Here is a 21566-nt window from a genome sequence, read left to right on the forward strand (position 1 = left end):
TGGAGTTGAAGGTCTTTTTTAAACGAATATTCCTTTTAGAAATTATGTATTTTGTGTTGCTCATCTCAAAACAGTTTTGTAGAGCTCTTTTACAGTTCTTGAGAGATTTACTTATTCTTGATTATTAATCACGTAATATTTACCATCACTAAGTACATCACACTTTATCTCATCAGGAAATGTTTTTCCATCTTTACTTACTTCTACTTTAACTATTTTAGTATCACTATCAAAAGAATATGATTCGATTTTATAATTCTGACTTGTTGGATATTTAGCACTAAAATATGTTCTCACCCACGTAACATCAGTAACACTTGAATTATCTTCATCATACTTCCCTGCAGCAACAAATAACATACCATCTTTATTTATTTTTGCAAATACTACTTTATTTTCTTTATCAAAAGAATATGATTCAATTTCATAGCCCTCTGTTACTGGATACTTTTTAATGAAATGTGCTTTTACCCAAACAAAATCAGTAGTGCTTGCAATAGTACTAGTGGTAGTACTTGTACTTTTGCTTGAATTATCTTCGTCGTACTTCGCTGCAGCAACAAATAGCATACCGTCTTTATTTATTTTTGCTAACATTACTTTATTTTCTTCATCGAAAGAATATGATTTAATTTCATAACCGTCTGTTACTGGATACTTATTAGTAAAATATGATTTTACACATTCAAGATTAGTAGTACTAGCAGTAGTAATAGCACTTGCGCTCGCACTCGAAATTATACAAGTAAATACTGTAATTGATAAAACGGTCATTATAAACACTTTTTTCAACTTCATTAAAAAAATCCTCCTTCCTTATTTATTTTTTAAAACTACATTATTGTAGCATATTATGATTAGTGAGTCAAAAACTCAGAAACTTATACAATACTATTATTCTAACGCTAAAAAACTAAGAAACGCTATCTCAGAGTTAGGGCAAATGTTGTTTAATGCTTCTAACAAAAAAATATCTAGCCTCACTCACGAAGCAATTACCACATAACAGTAGTTAGAAAGCTTTTTCTTTCAAAAAACAACGAGCTACACTATAAAAGTATAACCCGTATCATCCTCTTTGAAAATCCAAAACTCCCATATTCAAAATCATATATATTATTATATGCTTCACTACTGCTTACTCTATTCTCTCCATCATGCTAAAGGTTTATTTTATTTCAGCAATAGCTTCCAATTCAATATTACAACCAAACGATAAAGGTGATATTGGAATAACAACTCTAGCAGGTTTATGATCTTCAAAAAACTCAGCATATACTTCATTAAAATCTTCCCAGTATTTTATGTCAGTAATATACGCCTTACACATCACAACGTTTTTTTTGCTTAATCCTTCTTCTTTTAATAAAATATACATATTCTTTAATACTTGCTTTGCTTGCTGTCTTATTCCACCTTCTACAGCTTTTAAAACACCATCCTTAATAGGAAGTTGTCCTGAAATATACATCATATCTCCACTTATCACATAAGGAGAATAAAATGGTTCTGCCTTTCTATCTTTCATACTATCAATCCTCTTTCTTGAGTAAAGTCAAAAGTCTATCAAGTGCTTGTAAAATATATCTTCTTGGTAACGCAATAACCATACGGGTAAATTTGCCATAATCACTACCATAATAAGAACCTTCTTCTACATAAAAATGTGCTTTTTCTAAGAAATCATGTAGTTCTTGTTCTGTCAATTCCCATGCGCTCCAATCAATCCATAACAAAAAACCAGAATTACGTTCGCAGACACGTATCTCAGGGATATTTCTTTCAAAAAAATCGTATATCAACTGTGCATTTTCATCTAAGTATTTGTTCATTTCTTTAAGCCAATTCAAACTATTAGAATTATATGCTGAAATCACAGCACTATACATAAAACAACTCATTCCATCATAATAATCTTTGTCTCTTTGAACTAAATATTTTTCTCTTAATATTTTATTAGGAATAATAATATTTGAATGTATAGCCCCTGAAAAATTAAAAGCTTTGCTTAATGATGTTCCTATAATACCCACCTTTTCTCCGTGTTTTACAGAAGCTACAGCTGTTGTATGTATATCGGAAGAAGTCATATCTGCAAGGATTTCATCAGAATATATAACTACATCATTTTTATAAGCTAACTCACAAATTTTTTCTAAATTTTCTTTAGACCATGTCTTTGCTATTGGATTTTGTGGATTACAAACTACCATCAATTTGACTTGAGTTTTACTCATTATATTTTCTAAATCTATGAAATCTATACTATACCTACCGTCATTATATTTAAGCTTATTTTCAAAAACTTTGCGTTTTGCTCTAGTAATAATCTTTTTATAAGCACCAAAAACAGGGGGTTGAATTATCACACCATCATCTTCTTCTGTAAAAGCATTGATACATGTTGACAAAGACTTTAATATTCCTAGAGATGGGCATATCCACTCCTTATCAATATGCCATTTTCTAACATTCTTCATCCACCATTTTACGGAATCTCTATATTGCTCATCGTCTTTTGTATAACTATACACACCACTTAAAACTTTGTTTTTTAATGATTCTATTATGTAGGGAGATGTTTTAAACTCTAGCTCTGCTCCTACAAAGGGTACTACTTCATCAGGGATTAATTTTTTTTCTTTAAACGCCTGTTTGAAACTTCCACAGTTATCTTTGTTTACTAAAGTATCAAAATCATATTTATATGTCATGTCTTTTTCCTCCCTAATAATCAAATGTTTTTGTGGTACAATACTTTACCTGCATTATTGACAATTTGTTTGCCTTCATACACAGCAATAATTCCGTTAACTAAAACATAATCTATTCCTTTAGGGGGTTGACCGGGATTAACAAAATCTTCATTGGTATCTAGATTTTCATAGTCAAGAACAACTATATCTCCTATCATTCCTTCTCTTATTAATCCACGATCTTTTAGTTTTAAAACCTTTGATGGGTTACTAGTTAAGTTTTTTATCATATCTTCTATTCTAGTAGTTAATTTGTAGTTCAATAATTTTATCATTCCATTGTATGCAGCAGGTTGGGTCTTTTGTATTGGCATATCATTATAATCTACAATATAATCGTAATTAAATCCTGCATTATCTAAACCTATACATGCTTGTGAATGCGCGCAAAAATAATCGGAATCTGCTACCTTTTCATTAGTATATACACGCGCAATATACATTTCAGGGTCTTCTTGTACTAAATCCAATAATACATCTACGGTATCAATATTTCTATCCTTGGCAATATCCTTAAGATTTTTTCCTATGTATGTTTCATTTCTAGATTTTGCTATGTAAAAGCCTTCATGCCAATCTGGGTTCTCAGCAGGATTAAAGCTGAAAAACGGAGACTTTGATAGGTGATTTCCGCTTTTTATTTCTTTTGAAATATGACTCTTATAGTAATCATTCGCTAGCTTTTCTGAAAAAGCTTTTTTTCCACCTGCTTGCATAACATAAGGATATAACTTTCCGATAAGCTGATTAAAGTTAAAAACTGAGCCTGTATGCTTGGGTAGAACATCCCACGAAACCTTTACGCCTTTATCTTTGTACTCATCAATTATTTCTAATGTTCTTTCAGCAGATTTTTTATGTAATTGTGCGTCATAAGGCTCCACTTGATAACCTGCACATATATGACTAATGTGTACTCTTACACCAGTCTGTAGTCCAATCTCCATAATTTCTTTAAACCCCTCAATTGGAGGCTGTGATTTATTCATATCTTCTAAGGTATTGTGCATTCTTACATGAGCAGTTAACATTCCATCGTATTTTGCAACAGTTTTAGCAAGTTCGTTTAATTCATATTTATCTGCATATTTACCTGGATCATAATCTAACCCAAGCCCTAAACCAAAAGAACCTTCTCTCATAGATATTGCCAACAAATTCTTCATTTCTTCAACTTCTTCTTTAGTTGCATGTCGTTGATAATCTATACCCATAATCTGTACTCTGAGATTTGCATGTCCCACTACAGCAGCCATATTAACTCCAATACCTACATTGGTTAAATGCTTTAAATACTCTCCCCAAGTACGCCAATCCAAATCTACATCAAAATATTTCTTTACTATCGGAGCTAGTTTATCTGTCTCTACTATTCTCTCAAAAAATGGGCCATGTCCTTGTATATTTCTCGGAATAAGTTCTGAAATTGCAGGTTCTTCCACAAACATTTCAAACCAATACTTGTTAACGGGTGCAACCCCTAATCCACAATGTCCTGCAAATACAGTAGTGATACCTTGTCCTAACGGTGCTTCCATTTTAGGATAAAATGGAACACTGGCGTCTGCATGAGAATGCATGTCAATAAACCCCGGGGATACATATTTGCCCACAGCATCTATTACTGTTTCTGCATCAGCACTTACATTCCCAATTTTAGCAATCTTTCCATCAGAAATTGCAATATCTGCTTTAAATGCATCTCTTCCAGTGCCATCTATAACCATACCATTCTTTATTAAAACATCATACATGATAAATTCCCCCATATACAAATTTATTATAATTGATAAAGTTTTATTTGTTCGATCTGATTTCATCCAGATAGTTATACAATGTATATTTTGAAATTCCAAGAAAATTACAAACCCTATTACTTGATTTTGATATGAGGAAAATTCCATTATCATCTAGAAATTCTAAGACTTTTAATTTTTCCTCTTTTGTCATTAGGCTTGGAGGTTTTCCAATAAACTGTTCACATTCATATAAACTCTGATCTAGTAATTCTGTAACATTCTTAGTAAAGGTTTCTCTTTTGTTGTTGTTTAGATTATAGTCAGAAATACTTTTAATAGCATTTTCAGCTAATATCAAATGTGATATATCAAAATTAATACAAATCGCACCAATTATATCTCCATTTTTGTTTCTTATATGTGTAGTTGTAGATTTAATAACTTTACCATCTTCAGTTGTTGTAATATATGGCTTTGCATCGTCCTTATTTTTTTTATAAGATTCAAAAAATAGATTTGTTGGACTATTTCCCACTTCTCTACCTGTAACGTGACCATTTTGTACTTCTACTACAGTATTTTCAAACTCACTATTTGAAAAATCGTGTAATATAACTTCACAATTCGACCCAAATTGTCTTGCTATATTGCTCATTAAACTTTTGTAAAAGTTGATATTTTCCATTACGCTTTCCATATCATCATCCTTTCTTAGAAAAACTCATCAATTATTGTAATTATAATTATATTATTGGTTTAATTTCAATGTTTTTTTATTTTTAACACTATCTGAATAATTTTATATGAATTATTATATCTTTTAAAAATCTACGACTATAGTTACTCTTTTTATTTCTACTTCTTCTAAGTATCAAACTGTAACATATTTTTTTATAATTTAGACAATGATATTGAATTAAGATATTAATCTTTATGTTTATTTATATTAAAATACAGACTACTAATAGCTGCTGATTTGTATATAACAGCATCTTCTCTATCCATATATCTCATAACATTTTCACCTTTCAATTCAGCTATATCAGTGCTACCTTCAAGGTATAAGCTTATTTCAGTATTATTGTCAATGCCGTTGATTATTCTGTAATTAATTTCATCTAAATTAACTGTTTCTTTATCCCAATAATAAGGGTTCTTTACAAGTATCATTTTGTTTGAAACATCCCATTCTTTAAGGTAAAAAGGCCCGCAATTCAAAATATACTTATTGCTAGTTCCATACTTATCTCCTACTTTATTCTTGAATTTTTCGTTTATTGGCTGTAAATAGCAAAGCGGTAATATTGCTTTAAAATAATCGATATTCCTCTTTAACTTGACTTCAAATGTATAATCATCTATAGCTTTAAAACTTTTAACTTTACCTGTATCAATAAGCTTAGATACATTTTCAGAAGCAGTTTTAGGATTAATTAATCGATTCCAACTGTATTCAAAGTCACATGCTGTAACTTCACCATATACCTTTCCTGTATGAGTTATCCACTTGATTCCTTTTCTTAAATTAAATGTATAAGTTAATCCATCTTCACTTTTTTCTATACTTTCTGCTAATCCCGGAGCAATAGTATCTCCTTTTGTTAATCTTACTAATCCTTCTGATATATGATTAATGATTTCCGCAGAACCAAAATCTGTTGAATTAGTACTGTCTAAAGTAAATATATCAGCCAAACTAAGTAACTTTAGTATTTTATTTCCCTTTTCATTTGCATCAATATCTACCCATTTAAATGAATTAGCTATACCACCAAATGAATGTCTATAAATATTTCTTATAGAAGGGTTTTGAAGCCATATCTGCCCCGTCTGATATAATGGTGCAACAGCTGGATCCTTCATTAGAATAGCCTCAGCATCTAGTAGTGCTTGCCAATGCTCTTTTGGATCTGTTGTCTCATTAGCCTTTTTCATTAATTCGTCGTACTCATGATTTGAATATCCTTGGTCATTATAGGGAAAATCTGTAATAAATAGCTCTAAGAAAGTAGCAGGATCATGGTAAGACGCTCCCCAACCAACAACAGTCATGTGATATTCTCCAGCCATTACTCGACTAATACGCTCCATACCCGGTAAAACAATTAATTCTATTTTCAGTCCTTCTAAATTCGTCTCGAATTCTTCTTGCATATGTTCAGCAAGTTTACCACCTACTTCTGAAGCAGATATCAACATTTCCATTTTAACTGTATCAAATCCAACTTCTTTTTTAGCTTTTAACCAAAGTTCTGCTGCTTTTTTTTGGTCATAATATAGTCCAGATTTATTTTTCTTAGCTGTAGCTACAAAATCCTCTCCTTCAAATTTTGTCCCCTTTGGCCCTATAAAAAATCCTGAAGGAATACCATTGTTTAATACAGCCGATCCATTTGCCAGTATTTCATTAACAATAAAATCTTTATCACATGCCATTGACAATGCTAATCTAGCATTTACATTATCTAAAACAAGTAATGGATCTCCTTCTCCTCCATAAGAAGCTGTTTCTGTCTCACTATTATTACTACAGGCTACAAAACTTAGCAATAATATAATAATAAATAAAATGCATAAGATTTTTTTCATGTTAACCTCCTTTAATAATAATTTATAAATAATAATTAACCTTTTTTTGTACTTATGAAATTATTATTGCTATAATACTTAAAACCAAAGTTGCTATCATATTTGAAACAATATTCTTTTTATAGCCTTTTTTATTTTTCTTATGCTTTTTTGAAAACTCTATAAAATCATTGGTTACTACATTATCATCATCTGTAACACAACTTGAATTATTTATAAAAAAAAGATTAGCTGACCACGAAAAGAAGATTTTTTTTATTTGTTTTAAAGAATATTTCTGAAAATCAAATAACCCTTCATTGATAACAAACTGAAAACCTGTTATTGTAAAAAAAAGCAAACTAATAATGAACAATATATCAGAAAAACTGTGCATGCTTAATATTTTTAATATATATAGTAATAAAGAAATAAAAAGTCCTAATATAATTCTAATACTTATTCTCTTAATCAAACTACCACCTACTTTATATAATCAAATCATTAGTTTTCAAATTTTCAGAATTAATCCATTTATAGTATTCATCATCATTAGCTAATACAACATGGCTATCAGAAACCGATTTGTATTCTCTATTAACATAATCACTAGACTTTGCATTATAGATAAGTCGTTTTCTATTTTTTTCATACTGTGGATCTGGCAATGGTATTGCAGATAGCAGCGATTTTGTATACGGATGTATGGGATTATTGTATATACTATCTGAATCACCTATTTCAACAATATGTCCTAAATGCATAACTGCAATTCTATCACTAATATATTTAACCATAGACAAATCATGGGCAATAAACATATATGTAAGTCCTCTTTCTTTTTGTAATTTTCTCATTAAGTTAACAATTTGTGCTTGTATAGAAACATCTAAAGCACTAATAGGTTCATCAGCAATTATAAATTCAGGATTCATAATAATAGCTCTAGCAACTCCTATTCGTTGCCTTTGTCCACCAGAAAACTCATGTGGATATCGATTAGCATGTTCTTTATTTAATCCAACAACCTCTAAAATTTCATATACTCTTGCTTTACGCTCTACGTAGGATATCTTTTCATGTATGTCTAAGCCTTCCGCAATAATATCTAATACTTTCATCCTTGGATTAAGCGAAGCTATAGGGTCTTGAAATATCATTTGCATCTTTTTACGTAACATAGTATTTGTTTTCTTGTCTATTTTTCCAGATATATTTATTCCTTTAAATATTATTTCTCCTTCAATAGGTTTATATAGCCTAATGATACTTCTTCCTGTTGTAGATTTACCACTCCCACTTTCACCAACTATCCCTAATACTTCGCCTTTGTAAATATTAAAAGAAATATTATCTACAGCTCTAATAGTAGCATTAGGTATTTTAAAGTATTGTTTTAGATTTTTTATACTTAAAATTATCTCTCTGTCATTATTCATTAGTACCATACCTTTCTTTATACTTAATCATTCTATTTAAAACCGCCTTTGGAGGGTTAACCTTAGGCGCACTTTCATGTAACAACCAAGATGCACAAAAATGTGTATCTGATACTTTAAAGAAAGGCGGATGCTCCTCAAAATCAATATCCATAGCATATTCATTTCGCACGGCAAAAGCATCTCCGATTGGTGGATTTAATAAATTAGGAGGAGTACCTGGTATTGCATATAAATCCTCTTCACTTGAATCAACATCTGGCATTGAAGCAAGCAACCCCCAAGTATATGGGTGCTTTGGATTATAAAATATTTCATCTACTTTGCCGTATTCTACTATTTTGCCTGCATACATTACAGCAACTCTATCAGCAATATTAGCAACTACACCTAAATCATGTGTTATAAATATAACCCCTACCTTAGTTTTTTCTTGAAGTTCCTTAATTAAATCTAATATTTGGGCTTGTATAGTAACATCTAGAGCAGTAGTAGGCTCATCACAGATGAGAATTTTGGGATTGCACGCAAGTGCTATAGCTATTACAATTCTTTGTCTCATTCCTCCAGAAAACTGATGAGGATATTGTTTATATCTTTTTTCAGGTTCATCTATACCTACTTGACTAATTAACTGTAAAACTATATTCTTAGCCTCTTTCTTAGATATATTATTATGTAATAAGACTGCTTCAAGTATTTGTTTGCCAATAATCATTGTAGGATTTAACGAAGATATTGGATCTTGAAATATCATAGCAATATCACTTCCACGATATTTATGTATATTTTGTTTATCAATTTTGGCCAAATCCAGTCCATCATATATTATTTCTCCGTCTGAAATATATCCATTGTCAGCTAACAAACCCATAACTGCCCTTACAGTCTGGGATTTTCCACTTCCACTTTCTCCAACTATAGCTAAAGTTTCACCTTGCTCTAAGCTAAAGTTAACACCTCTAGCCGCCTGAACTACCCCATCATCTGTTTTAAAATTAATTTTGAGATTTCTCACCTCTAATAATTCTGTCATAAATCCTCCTTACCTTACCCTCATTTTGGGATCTAATGAATCTCGTAATCCATTTGCAAATATATTAATACTTAGCATTAATAAACAAATAGTGAAAGTTGGAATCCAAAGCATATATGGACATGATTTCATATATGAATATCCATCATTTATCAATGTTCCTATAGAAGGAATAGGCATAGGCATACCAAGACCAATAAAAGCTAAGAAAGCTTCGTAAAAAATTGCTGCAGGAACTGTAAATGTAACCATTACTACTAGTTGTCCTATTACATTTGGATACATATGCTTGAATATCAATCGAAAAGGTGATGCTCCTAAAGTCCTAGCAGCTAGAACAAATTCTTGGTCTTTTAATTTTAAGAACTGAGACCTTACTATTCTTGCAGCACCAATCCAACCTGTTGCTGAAATCGCAAGGGACAAAGACAATAACCCGGGTTTTAGTATTAATAAAAAAATTAATAACACTACGAGAGATGGAATCCCACCTATTACTTCTGTTATACGCATCATTATGTTATCAACTTTGCTGCCACCATAATAGCCAGCAATACTACCATACGTAACTCCTATTGTAAGGTCAACAAAAGCTGCCAGTAATCCAATGTATAGAGAAATTCTAGTTCCATACCATAACCTAGTCCACAAATCACGCCCTAAGTCATCCGTGCCAAACCAAAAATATTTGTCTTCTATACCTTTTAATTTGTATACATGTACTTTAGCTTTAATATATGTAACTCCGTTTTTGTCATATGTCTTAATAACTTCATAATATTGCTTTTTACCCTCCGATAATGAATTAAATGAACTTATTTCATAATCTAAATTCATTGTTCCATCAAATATTCCCAATTTTTCTATATATGGTATTCGTGGTGGTATCTTTATAGCTAAGCTTTTGTTTTTAATAACGCGATTTTCATAATTATATTTATTTATATTTGGCCCAATTATCGAAAAGATTCCAATTATTACAATAAAAATTAGTGCTACAATAGCTAGTTTATTTTTCTTTAACTGTCTAAAAGCATCATGCCAAAAGCTAATACTTTCCCCTGAAATTTTTTCTGTATCTATAACTTTATTTTTCGTTAGAACAAATTTACTTTTATCTACTTTTATATTTGCATTACTAATCATTTTTAACACCTGCCAGCCTTATTCTTGGATCAATAAATCCGTATAATATATCTATAATCAAAATTACAATTACGTATATAGCACTATAGGTAAAACCAATTCCTGAAATCAAAAAATAATCTCGTGTTTGAATTGCACTTATAAGAGTCTGTGCCAGCCCGGGAACACCAAAAAATTTTTCCATAACAGTACCTCCTGATATAAGCATGATGGTCATTGGGCCAACAATTGTAATTACTGGTATCATAGCATTCCTAATAGCATGTTTTAATATAACTTTTCTATCTGATAAACCTTTTGCTTTTGCAAGTAATATATATTCAGACCCTAATACCTCGGCTAGTTCAGAACGTGTATACCTCATAGTTGTAGCTATAACAAATATAGCCATAGATAACGCAGGTAAAATCATAGAATAAAACTCATCAGAACCTGTAATACCCGCACTTATATCTGCTTTACTGTACACACTAGGAAATATTCCCCATTTAAAAGCTAAAAAGTTCTGTGTTAAAGCTGCAAAGATAAAACTTGGTATTGATACTCCAATTACTGCTAAAATAGTGCAAACATGATCCCACGCAGTATTACGTTTTATAGCTGCAATTATTCCAAAAAATATTCCAACAACTACACCAAAGCTTAGGGCTAATGAACCTATTTTAATAGTATAAGGTATCCTAGTAAATAACATATCTGTGACCTTTTGATTCCTATATTTAAATGATATACCAAAATCAAAATCTGTAATTATATCTTCAATATATCTGAAATACTGAACATATATTGGGTCATTTAATCCATATAGCTCCTCTAATCTTTCCATTTCAGCTTTAGGTATCTTTGGGTTTTTAAAAGGTGAACCAGGCAGTATCTGTAATATTGTAAAGGTTATTGTTAAAACTAAAAATAAAGTGATTGCTATTAATACTAACCTTTTTAGTATGTATTTTAACATATGCCCCTCCATATTTTATTTATATCTAAATCAACTGTCCATCAGTATGATAAACTTTCCCCTCTATCATAGTTAAACAACATAACGTAAAATTCGAGAAAGGATGTCCATCAAATATCGCTATATCAGCATCTTTGCCTATTTCTATAGACCCTACTCTATCTGATATGCCTAATAATTCAGCAGGATAAATAGTCACTCCTTTAAATGCTTCTTCTTCAGGTAACCCTCTCGCTATTAATAATCCAACATGTATAGGTAACCACGCTGTGCCCGACGCTCCGTCTGCAGTTAAGCATACTTTTACACCTGCTTTTGATAAAATACAAGCATTTTCTAGTTTTTGATCCCATACCTCCATTTTTGCTGGTGGCATCAAAAATGGACCAACTACACAATTAACATTTTTTTCTCCTAAAATCTTTGCTTTTTTATACCCTTCAGTTGCATGCTCTAATGAGTAATCTAAATTAAATTCTTCAGCAATCCTAATTCCAGTTAATATATCATCTGATCTATGACAATGAATTCTAACTTTTTGCTCTCCACTAATTACTTTTAGTAATGATTCAAACTTAATATCATATTTAGGCATTTTGTCTGGATCTTTTTTAGCTAATTCTTTATTTTTAGCATATTCTTTTGCTTCTAGCAAAGTTTTACGAAGCAATGCAGCTATACCCATACGAGTTTTAGGTGTTTTATTGTTTACACCATATACACGTTTTGGATTTTCTCCCAAAGCCATCTTCATATGCGCACTGCCTTTATAAGCCATTTCTTCAACTGTTTCTCCTCTTAATTTTAGGCTTAACCCTGTACCACCTATTACATTAGCAGAGCCCGGGCCTGTATAGACGGATGTAAAACCAGCCTCACGTACGATTTTAATACCCTCATCATCAGGATTTAATGCATCAACAGCCGATACAAAAGGAGTGATAGGATCACCAACTTCATTGCCATCACCTTGTAAGCCTGGCATAGTATTTGGTTCTCCCATTACAGAGATATGAGTATGTGCGTCTATTAACCCGGGCATAATCCATTTTCCACTTGCATCTATAATTTCAGCTTCTACTGGTATATCGATATCTTTTCCAACTGAAACAATCTTTTCATCTTTTATTATTATTGTACCTTCCTCTATAACACCATTTGTTATAGTCATTACTTTTCCACCTTTAATAGCTATCATAGTATACTCCTTAGTTCTATAATTTGTTATTATGAATCTATACCATACCTGATATCTTGGTTACTTTTATGCCTGCTTTCTCCCATTCTTTAGCAATTATATTCATTCCAATTGAGTCACTAGGCATGTGTCCTGCTATTATTACATTGCCTACATTATGGGACTCTATTTGATCTAGTTCTTTCTCATCCATATGCATACATATAAGAGTACCTACACCTGCTTCAAAATACGCTTTAGATACATCTATTCCTCCGTCTGTTCCACCTGCCATAGTTACAACATTCTTTCCAGCAAAACTATCTTCTTTACCTACTGCAATAAATGGTTTGACATAACCATTTTGGTATTCATATATTTCATTTAATATCTTTATAATATCTTTAAGTGTCACATTTGTTTTATTTTTCACCTTATCATCAATATAATTTTGCACAAATCTTTCAGTTAACAAATCAGCTATTTGATGCATATTGAAATAAGGCATATTAATCAATCTTGCAACAGAAGATGCTCTATCACTATTAATTCCATGAAAATTAAGTTTCATAGTTTTCTTTATCTTACTTAAAGCTTTTTGTGCTTTATTAATTGGTACACCATGTTTAACCATTGTTTCTATCTGGGTATCAAGTATTATATCAACATTAATAAATTTGTCATCCTGAGATCCATGATGAGATACAACACAATCATATTTTAGCTCTCTAGCTAGTAAAAGCTCTGGGGTTCCCATATCAATTCCCATTAGAACTTTCTTAATATTTTCTCCTTCACAATATATACCAGAGTCTACGGGTATTTCTTCTAATTTTGCTAAGTTTAAAGCGACTTTCATCATTTCTTGGGTATTCATACTATTTCCTCCTCATATTTTTAATCAATCTTTAACTAATATAAAATCAATAGACTGTTAACAGTTTAATAGAGATTTTGTATTGGAATTTTAATTATACATGACTATAATGATTTATATTGAAAAAACTTAATATACTGATGTGAGTGAAAATTAATGAATAATAATGATTGCTAAATTACATACAAAATCATAAGTAGAAGTTATATCTTATGTATTGCGGTTACTAAATTTCTTAGCTGTATATCATCTTATGTCGTGGAATTTTAAAGAAATCAATGCTGACAAGAAGTTGCTTTCTACCTTTAACTTATAAGTGGTTGATAATAGGTGCCTTTAAATTAATACCTGATATAAAAAGTATCTTTGAAAACTTAATTCTGAATAGAAATCACTTAATATAAATTAACATCCAAAGTTAAAACCCTCTATTTTTTATCTACCGAAACATATATTAATTATTTTTAGTATATAAAAATAAATTTGATATGTCAAATAATTTTTTTATAAAAAAAATATTTTTTTGTTTTAAAAACTTTTTGTTATATCATTGTATCTTGTAGCCATTTCTATTAGAATCTTTTTAACTATTAAGCTTTTTTAACTTCCTAACAAAAAAAACGAGCCACACTATAAAAGCATGGCTCATTTAATAATTATATTATTTATTTTTTATAACCTGTATTAGTCCTCTTTGAAAATCCAATAATTCCGCATTTTCTAAACTTCTGCTTTCTTTTGGTATTGTATTAGTAACTACCTTTTTTATCTTGGTCGGTTTATCTGTTAAAACTATTATCTCGTCTCCTAATATTGAAGCTGCGTTTATGTCGTGCGTTATAAATATTACTGTCTTGTTATCTACCCTCTGTATTCTTCTAAAATCATATATTAAGTTAGTTTTAAGTTCGTAATCTAAGGATTTAAATGGCTCATCCATTAGCAACAAATCAGCTGGATATGCAAATGCTCTTGCTATGGAAACTCTTTGTTTCATGCCTCCACTTAGCTTGTTTGGATAATAGTCTTTGTACTCTTTTAATCCAACTAGTTTTAAATATTTATCTGTTACTTCACGTATCTCTTTTAAATCCATTTTGTCTTTTAATACAAACTCTATATTTTCTTTGACTGTTTTCCACTTAAGTAGACGTGATTCTTGAAACAAATAGCTTATTGTCTCATTTTCAATATCACCTAACTTGCCAGAGTCGGCATTTAACATGCCTGCTATTATATTAAAAAGTGTAGTTTTACCACAACCTGAAGGCCCTATTATACATGTAATAATGTTTTTGTTTATATCTATATTCAAATTTTCTAATACAATTAACTCTCCATATGACTTATTAATATCTCTTATCTTATACATCCTAGTCACCTCCAGCGCTGTAATCTATGTTGCAATAATCTAAATAACGACTCAAATACAAATGACATTACAACTATGACTATAGTCCAAGCAAATACTCCTGCTGTTTCTAAGTATATAGATTCATCCTGCAAGACTGTTCCTATTGACATAGGTGGTTGACTGAGCACTTCAGCAGCTACTACTGCTTTTATAGTCATCCCCCATCCTATGGATATGCCAGCAAATACATAAGATACTATTGATGGCAAGTATACGTTTTTTATTATGCTAGCTTTCTTGACCTTGTACATCTTAGCCATCTCTATAAGTCTATAATCTATCTCTCTTACTCCCTCTAATACATTACTGTATATGACTGGAAATGTGACTAAAAAACCTGCAAAGTTTGGAGTTATTTTTCTAAACCATATAAGTGCTAGGAGTATTATAGATATGACTGGAGTGGTTTTTATTATTACAATTAATGGTTGGAGCAAGTAAAACAAAGGTTTAAATACACCTGCAATTATGCCTAATATAATACCTGCTAATAACGCTATGATAAATGTTATCATACATGTTTTAAAAGTTGTTAAAACTATTGTCCAAAAATCTTCCCCCATTATTATATATTTTAATTTCTCGAATACACTTGATGGCATAGGAAACGTAACCTCTAAGTTTATTATTTTAGACAGTAATGCCCAAATAGATATTATAATCGTAAGAGAAAGTATAATATAAATTGTGTTTATTAAAGGGCTATAACTTTTATAGCCCTTATTATTTTTATTTATTTTCATAATAGAATCCATCATCTGGTAATTTACCACCTATTGATTTAGGATTAAATGATAGTATTGTATTTAAGAACTCTTTAACAGCAGCTTTAGCATCTTTTGCATCTACATATTTTAGATTACATCTTGGTATTGATTTTTCTATGATTTTCTCACTCGGCATAATACCTAGTTCTTTTCCTGCTAACCCTGCCTGAGCGTTGTTTTCATTTACCCATTTTATAGAGTTCTTGTGCTCTCTTAGAAATGATTTTACAATGTCTCTATGTGCATCTAAGAATTCTTTTTTAACAAATATTGACGATTGTGGGAAGCCTAACTTGCTATCATACTTTTTGCCCCACTCTTCTTGTATATTCATCACTACTTTTACTTTTTTATTCTTCATTAATACTTGTGTTTGTACAGGTTCTGGTAAAACGGCTGTTTTAGCTTTACCTGATATCATGTACATAGCTAATTCTTGAGGGCTACTTAGGTATATTAGCTTCACATCTTTCTCTGGATCTAATCCATTTAGTTGTAATAGCTTATTAAATACTATACCCGGTGTCCCTGTCTTTCCTATTAAGTATATTTCTTTGCCTTTTAATCCACTGAAATCCTTTATCTCTTCCGTACTAGATAAATATAGTACTCCCCAAGAATACACGTCTGCTAATATATATTCACCCTTTGTTTTGTTATATATGTTAGCTCCTAAATTTGTTGGTGCTACTATAATATCAGCTTTTTTATTTAGCATATTTGCTTGTATCAATGATACCTGCTTTAACATCTCATAATTCACATTTACATTCTTCCCTAGATAAGGCTTGTCCTTTAACATCTTGATTAGACTTATTGCTGAAGGACCTCCCAAGTAGTTAACATTTACATCTACTTTTTCTGGCTGTTTTATATCTAGTGATATACTGACGTTTCCCTGTTTGTTTACATATGTATCTATTCCTACAGCATTTAATACACCCATTGGAATCATAGTTCTTGAATCTTTGATTATAACTTTACTCTCAAGTGTATGAGGTCTAGAATTTATTTTTATTTCGTCGCTACCTATCTTAAGTTCTAGTTTGTCATTATTAAGCCCTACTTCTACACTCTTGGTTTTATTGTTCCATACTATTTTTGAATTAAATATTTCAAATACATCTCTAGCTGGTAAATAAACTATGTCATTTACTTTATTTGGAAAAGCACCATATTTCATTTCCCTAACTTCTCCATTAACAACTATAGACATTTTATCAGTAATTCCTGCAAAACTACTACTTAAAAACATTGTAGTTAATATTACTAACAACAGTACTATACTTACTGTTTTTTTCAAATTAATTACCTCCATTCATATATAATCTCACTACTATAAATTATAAAACCTTTTATCATAAACGTCAAACACTATTGCTTTCCAATTATTTCGCCTTAGCTAGCGTAACTCTTATATACGCTACTAAAACTGTTAGTATTGGAAGTATTACATCAAATATTATAGCTGTCACTGGCCATATTGAATTGGTATAGCTCCAATAATCTAGAATACCTCTAAAAGATATCTTTGCTAATATAATAATGAATAGAGATAATGGTACTAAGTAAGTTTTATAATCCTTTAAATCAAAAAGCTTTACAAAACCTTTGCTTGTTGCTATAAGATATATAGCTATTTTTATGAATACTCCGAATACAAAAACAACTGACAAGATAACTTCAATACCCTGTAATGTTCTAGCTATATTAACTCTGGCCATTGCCGTATATATTGGATAGACAAGTTTTGTAGCTGCGGGTACACCTAACAACAATACACTTGTACTCGACATTATAATCACTATTACACTTCCTATAATTAACCCTGTCATGTACATTCTAAATGGTGATTCTTTATCTTTAAAATTAGTAAATATCATTGTAAAAGCTGTCATCTGTGCAAATGGAAATGTAAATGTTTTATACGTTCCCATCAATATTGGTTTTATTCCATTGTAGTATGTTGGTTTTATATTATTTAGATTCATTTTGGTTGCGGATAGAATCACTGGTGATAATATAAGTATAATAAATAGAAGCAAAAATGCATTTGCAAAATTCCCTATTGTTATGATACCTTCTCTAGCTACCCAGATACAAAGCAACATCATTCCTATTGAAAAAGCTATATTAGGAGTGTAGTAGAGCAGCATCGATTTAGCAAAATATGTGAAATTAAGTAATATTGATGTTGTTCCATCTAAAAAATAATAAAAGTGCAATGCCATTATAATCTTTGATAGTTTTCTTCCATAACATATTTCATATATTTCAAATAGATTTTTTTTTGGATAATACGCTAATAACTTGCTATATGTAAAAACAAGTGGAACAGCAATCACCACAGAAATAATTGTCGATATCCAAAAATCTTCTTTAGCATCTATCCCAGTCACTGTCTGCGCCGTAGTACCTGTTAAATACATTATAAGTATAATAACCATTTTTGTACTTGTCAATTTGGATCTTTCCACTTTATTTTCCTCCATAAAATAGTACATGTACTATAGTTTAACCCATATTGTATAAATTTAAGCAGGTATATCACTATTATTAAATCATCTGTTACTAATTTGCTTGATATCGCATAATATGTTTATATATGTCTAAAAATAACAGAAATATCATTGTATTTGTTGGAATAATAAGGTATAATTGGTTGGTGGTATAATTCACTTTGTTGCCCAAGCTCTAAATAAGCGCAATAATATCTTTTAATACTTTTACTGAGCTTAGGTTAAAAATAAAAGGAGTAGTTAAATGTTTAAGACAAGGAGTAAGGTGGTATTTACTTCATTATTGTTAGCAACAATCTATTTTATCTACATAGTACAACATTTCTTCGGTGCTATAGCTTCAACTAGTGGAGCTGAACAAATAGGTGCAGGTATAGCAGCTGTTTTAGTTTATCCACATATGTTACTATTAGGAATAGGCATAATATTTGGCTTTATAGCATTTTTTGCAAATAAAGGATGGGCAAATATTACATCGTTAGTACTATACGGAGTTTCTGCATTGGCATTTATGCTTTATGCTCCATTCTTGATTCCGAGTATAGTATTATCAGCAGTTGGTATATCAAAAATGAAAAAAATAAATCTAAGCGTTAACGAAAAAGCATATTAGCAGATATCAAAATTAGAACTAATAAATACATAATCGAAATATTGCTGCATTAAGAATGACCATTAAGATAGAAGTTTATCTATCTAATGGTCATTTTGTATTAAAGTGATACTTTATTTGTAATTAAACATCAACACTATCCAATTTGTTTATAAGTTTTTTATAAAAACTCCTCATATGTGATTCGTTACAATATTTCTCTATAACCTCGTTTATCTCAATCCATTTCACATCACTATTTTCGTCACTCTTAATCACAAGTTGTTCTGACTCATCAGCTTCAAGAAGATATGTCAAAGCTAAATGCGTATGTGCTGATACATATGAATCTAACTTCATATGACCTATAACAGGTAAAACATCTATAGAATATATATCTTTTATAACTGGAAAAACTGCTATTATTCCCGTTTCTTCACGAGTTTCTTTTATTGCAACTTTCAAAAAATCACATTCGCCATCTACATGACCTCCAGGCAAAGACCATTCATTAAATATATTGTGATGCACCATCAAAATATGACTACGATTTTTATTTACTACAAATCCTATGCTAACTATATGTATAAAAATATTATTTCTTGTTAATAAATCCTCAAAATGTTTAATACTGCTTAAAAACAAATCTAAATCTTTCTGTTCTTGTTCATTTATAGGGATGTATTTTTTTACTGCTTCAAACAAATGGAATAATCCTCCTTTATCTTTTTTTATGTCCGTCTGTATAACTCTAAATAGTCTATATAATAAATAACGAGCTATATCTATATAGTATAGCTCATATCTCATTATAAATTAGATTAATATTTGTAGCAGAATCCAAAACTATCAGGCCCCAAATGAGAGCCAATTATTGGTCCTACCTCATCAATCTCTATCTCAGCTTTGGGAAACTTTTGATTAAATATCTCTATAAACTGCGTTACTTTTTCTTTACACACAACGTGACTAATAGTCACTTTCTTAACATCCTCTGGTATTTTATTTATCATATAATTAAAAGCTCTTTTACTGCCTCTAAATGTTTTATCTAACTTTAGTAATCCATCTTCCATCTTTAATACAGGCTTTAGATTTAATATGTTTCCTATCTTAGCTTTGGCTGTTGAAAGCCTACCACCTTTATGTAAATAGTCCAAATTTCCAACAGTAAAACTTATACCAATTCTATTTTTGTACTCTAATATTTCTTTTACTATATCATCTCTACTATGATCTTCTTCGGCCATTTTGAATGCTGTTAATACCATGTTCTTTAGATGTCCTACTGCGCTTAATGAATCTATTACTGTAATTTTATCAGTATCAAACATATTTGCTGCCATCACTGCAGTACTATAAGCCCCACTTATTTCACTAGATAAAAAAATGCCTATTACTTCTTTTCCTTCATCCAATGCTTTTTTAAATACTCTTTTAAAATCTCCTACAGGAGGTTGTGAAGTCTTTGGGAAGCTATCACTATCTTTTAGTTTCTTAAAATAATCCACAAATGTTCCTGGAAGTCCCTCTGATTCTCTTTCTCCATCTAATTCATAGCTTAATTTTAAAACATCTATATCCTTGGCTTTTAAGATATCCTCACCTATATATGCTGTAGAATCTGTTACTATTTTTATTTTTGTCACGAATATCACCTCTTATATATATAGTACCAGATGCTATGACTAGGTTCAAGCATATTATTAATTCCATATTAAAGCATTTACTAGTAACTATTGTTTTTATGCCTTTATTTCACATCGCAATATGATTCTCATATTATATATAGGGAAATAATATTTGGAAGGGTGGCTAAAATGAAAAAATACAACACGTCAATAGTTATAGGTAAACCTGATGATGGTGGTAATATTCTTATCACACATGCAAGTAATGATCCTGACACTGCACCTCCATTACTCGGCGATCCATTAGGCCCTTATGTTAATGAGCTATTAAATGATGGATTTAAAATTGTTGATATTGAATTTGTAAGAATGAGTGGTTCTACTCAATATACACTTGTTAAACGAAGCTATAAACCATGTCCATGCCCATGTCCATGTGAAAGTTAATCTTTAATATAGAGAGGATGTATAAAAGACATCCTCTTTTTTATTTTAAAAAATTCTTCTAATATCAATTGTAAAACATATAATTTTATGGAACATTTTTCATTGTCGCTTTATCTTATTGTTGAATTCCTAATAAATTGAGAGGAGGTTAATCTATGAAAAGATTAAATAAAAACCTATTTAAAAATACGATTGAAGTATGCAAACCTATTTGTCAATGTTTCTGTAGATGCACAATACAACCTAGAAGCAAAGACATCATAATACCAGATTATTACTCTGGTGGAGATACTGTAGATTCAAGGAATAATTATAGGAGGTACTAAATGAAAAAGTTGTGCAAAAAAATAACTTTAACCAATCTAACACCATATTCTAGAAAACTATGCTTATGTGCTTGTCTGGGTTATGAAAGTATAGATAGTCGCAGTGGTGAATCTGCTAGTGTTACTAGAGACCTTAACAGTTAAGTCCTGTAATTTTGTGATGTATACTTAATA

Annotated in this window: 23 protein-coding genes; 4 read left to right on the forward strand and 19 right to left on the reverse strand. The window is 30.5% G+C overall.

The features are described from left to right. Positions 1-111: 111 nt before the first annotated feature. From P3X86_RS20985 to P3X86_RS21065, 17 genes are all read right to left on the reverse strand, one after another. Entirely contained in the window at positions 112-798 is a 687-nt protein-coding gene (locus tag P3X86_RS20985; RefSeq protein ID WP_483294697.1) for a hypothetical protein, read from the reverse strand. Between the two features lie 370 nt (positions 799-1168). Then, on the reverse strand, positions 1169-1528 hold the full coding sequence (locus P3X86_RS20990; protein WP_483294698.1) for a RidA family protein: 360 nt from the start codon (positions 1526-1528) through the stop codon (positions 1169-1171). 4 nt (positions 1529-1532) lie between these two features. Continuing rightward, the gene (locus P3X86_RS20995) at positions 1533-2714 is read right to left on the reverse strand and encodes a MalY/PatB family protein (RefSeq protein ID WP_483294699.1); all 1182 of its coding nucleotides are present in this window, start codon (positions 2712-2714) and stop codon (positions 1533-1535) included. 20 nt (positions 2715-2734) lie between these two features. Then, positions 2735-4510, reverse strand: a complete 1776-nt coding sequence (locus P3X86_RS21000; protein ID WP_483294700.1) for an N-acyl-D-amino-acid deacylase family protein — start codon at positions 4508-4510, stop codon at positions 2735-2737. Between the two features lie 43 nt (positions 4511-4553). Then, complete coding sequence (locus P3X86_RS21005; protein WP_483294701.1) at positions 4554-5192, reverse strand: helix-turn-helix transcriptional regulator; 639 nt, start codon at positions 5190-5192, stop codon at positions 4554-4556. A 227-nt stretch (positions 5193-5419) separates the two neighbouring features. Further along, positions 5420-7084, reverse strand: coding sequence for an ABC transporter substrate-binding protein (locus P3X86_RS21010; protein WP_483294702.1), 1665 nt, complete (start codon positions 7082-7084; stop codon positions 5420-5422). A 52-nt stretch (positions 7085-7136) separates the two neighbouring features. Then, positions 7137-7538: a hypothetical protein gene (locus tag P3X86_RS21015; protein ID WP_483294703.1), complete on the reverse strand. Its 402-nt coding sequence runs from the start codon at positions 7536-7538 to the stop codon at positions 7137-7139. Positions 7539-7551: 13 nt separating this feature from the next. Further along, the gene (locus P3X86_RS21020) at positions 7552-8502 is read right to left on the reverse strand and encodes an ABC transporter ATP-binding protein (RefSeq protein WP_483294704.1); all 951 of its coding nucleotides are present in this window, start codon (positions 8500-8502) and stop codon (positions 7552-7554) included. Next, a complete protein-coding gene (locus P3X86_RS21025; RefSeq protein WP_483294705.1) occupies positions 8495-9538 on the reverse strand; it encodes an ABC transporter ATP-binding protein in 1044 nt (347 codons plus the stop codon). The genes P3X86_RS21020 and P3X86_RS21025 overlap by 8 nt, the downstream gene beginning before the upstream one ends. Before the next feature lie 9 nt (positions 9539-9547). Beyond that, positions 9548-10684: an ABC transporter permease gene (locus P3X86_RS21030; protein ID WP_483294706.1), complete on the reverse strand. Its 1137-nt coding sequence runs from the start codon at positions 10682-10684 to the stop codon at positions 9548-9550. Next, positions 10677-11642, reverse strand: coding sequence for an ABC transporter permease (locus P3X86_RS21035; RefSeq protein WP_483294707.1), 966 nt, complete (start codon positions 11640-11642; stop codon positions 10677-10679). The genes P3X86_RS21030 and P3X86_RS21035 overlap by 8 nt, the downstream gene beginning before the upstream one ends. Positions 11643-11667: 25 nt before the next feature. Beyond that, positions 11668-12840 (reverse strand): amidohydrolase, encoded by a 1173-nt coding sequence (locus P3X86_RS21040; RefSeq protein ID WP_483294708.1) that lies wholly within the window; start codon positions 12838-12840, stop codon positions 11668-11670. Positions 12841-12877: 37 nt separating this feature from the next. Next, complete coding sequence (locus P3X86_RS21045) at positions 12878-13696, reverse strand: hypothetical protein (RefSeq protein WP_483294709.1); 819 nt, start codon at positions 13694-13696, stop codon at positions 12878-12880. A gap of 661 nt (positions 13697-14357) precedes the next feature. Further along, positions 14358-15068: an ABC transporter ATP-binding protein gene (locus P3X86_RS21050; protein ID WP_483294710.1), complete on the reverse strand. Its 711-nt coding sequence runs from the start codon at positions 15066-15068 to the stop codon at positions 14358-14360. Between the two features lie 5 nt (positions 15069-15073). Then, positions 15074-15868 (reverse strand): ABC transporter permease, encoded by a 795-nt coding sequence (locus tag P3X86_RS21055; protein WP_483294711.1) that lies wholly within the window; start codon positions 15866-15868, stop codon positions 15074-15076. Continuing rightward, complete coding sequence (locus P3X86_RS21060) at positions 15840-17180, reverse strand: stalk domain-containing protein (protein ID WP_483294712.1); 1341 nt, start codon at positions 17178-17180, stop codon at positions 15840-15842. The genes P3X86_RS21055 and P3X86_RS21060 overlap by 29 nt, the downstream gene beginning before the upstream one ends. A gap of 85 nt (positions 17181-17265) precedes the next feature. Next, positions 17266-18354: a GerAB/ArcD/ProY family transporter gene (locus P3X86_RS21065; RefSeq protein ID WP_483294713.1), complete on the reverse strand. Its 1089-nt coding sequence runs from the start codon at positions 18352-18354 to the stop codon at positions 17266-17268. Positions 18355-18640: 286 nt separating this feature from the next. Here P3X86_RS21065 and P3X86_RS21070 point away from each other — a divergent pair, with 286 nt between their 5' ends. Continuing rightward, positions 18641-19009: a hypothetical protein gene (locus P3X86_RS21070; RefSeq protein ID WP_483294714.1), complete on the forward strand. Its 369-nt coding sequence runs from the start codon at positions 18641-18643 to the stop codon at positions 19007-19009. Between the two features lie 123 nt (positions 19010-19132). Here P3X86_RS21070 and P3X86_RS21075 read toward each other — a convergent pair whose 3' ends face one another. Both P3X86_RS21075 and P3X86_RS21080 read right to left on the reverse strand, forming a co-directional pair. Next, positions 19133-19693, reverse strand: a complete 561-nt coding sequence (locus tag P3X86_RS21075) for an NUDIX hydrolase (RefSeq protein WP_483294715.1) — start codon at positions 19691-19693, stop codon at positions 19133-19135. Between the two features lie 116 nt (positions 19694-19809). Next, positions 19810-20637 (reverse strand): DegV family protein, encoded by an 828-nt coding sequence (locus P3X86_RS21080; protein ID WP_483294716.1) that lies wholly within the window; start codon positions 20635-20637, stop codon positions 19810-19812. Between the two features lie 171 nt (positions 20638-20808). On the opposite strand from P3X86_RS21080, the gene P3X86_RS21085 reads away from it, so the two are divergent. The 3 genes from P3X86_RS21085 to P3X86_RS21095 all read left to right on the forward strand — a co-directional run bounded on the left by P3X86_RS21085 (position 20809) and on the right by P3X86_RS21095 (position 21536). Beyond that, complete coding sequence (locus P3X86_RS21085; RefSeq protein WP_483294717.1) at positions 20809-21066, forward strand: hypothetical protein; 258 nt, start codon at positions 20809-20811, stop codon at positions 21064-21066. A 155-nt stretch (positions 21067-21221) separates the two neighbouring features. Further along, positions 21222-21392, forward strand: a complete 171-nt coding sequence (locus tag P3X86_RS21090; protein WP_483294718.1) for a hypothetical protein — start codon at positions 21222-21224, stop codon at positions 21390-21392. Next, positions 21393-21536, forward strand: coding sequence for a hypothetical protein (locus P3X86_RS21095; protein ID WP_483294719.1), 144 nt, complete (start codon positions 21393-21395; stop codon positions 21534-21536). The last annotated feature ends 30 nt before the right edge of the window (positions 21537-21566 follow it).

This window comes from Abyssisolibacter sp. ZYX002, from assembly GCF_056892235.1.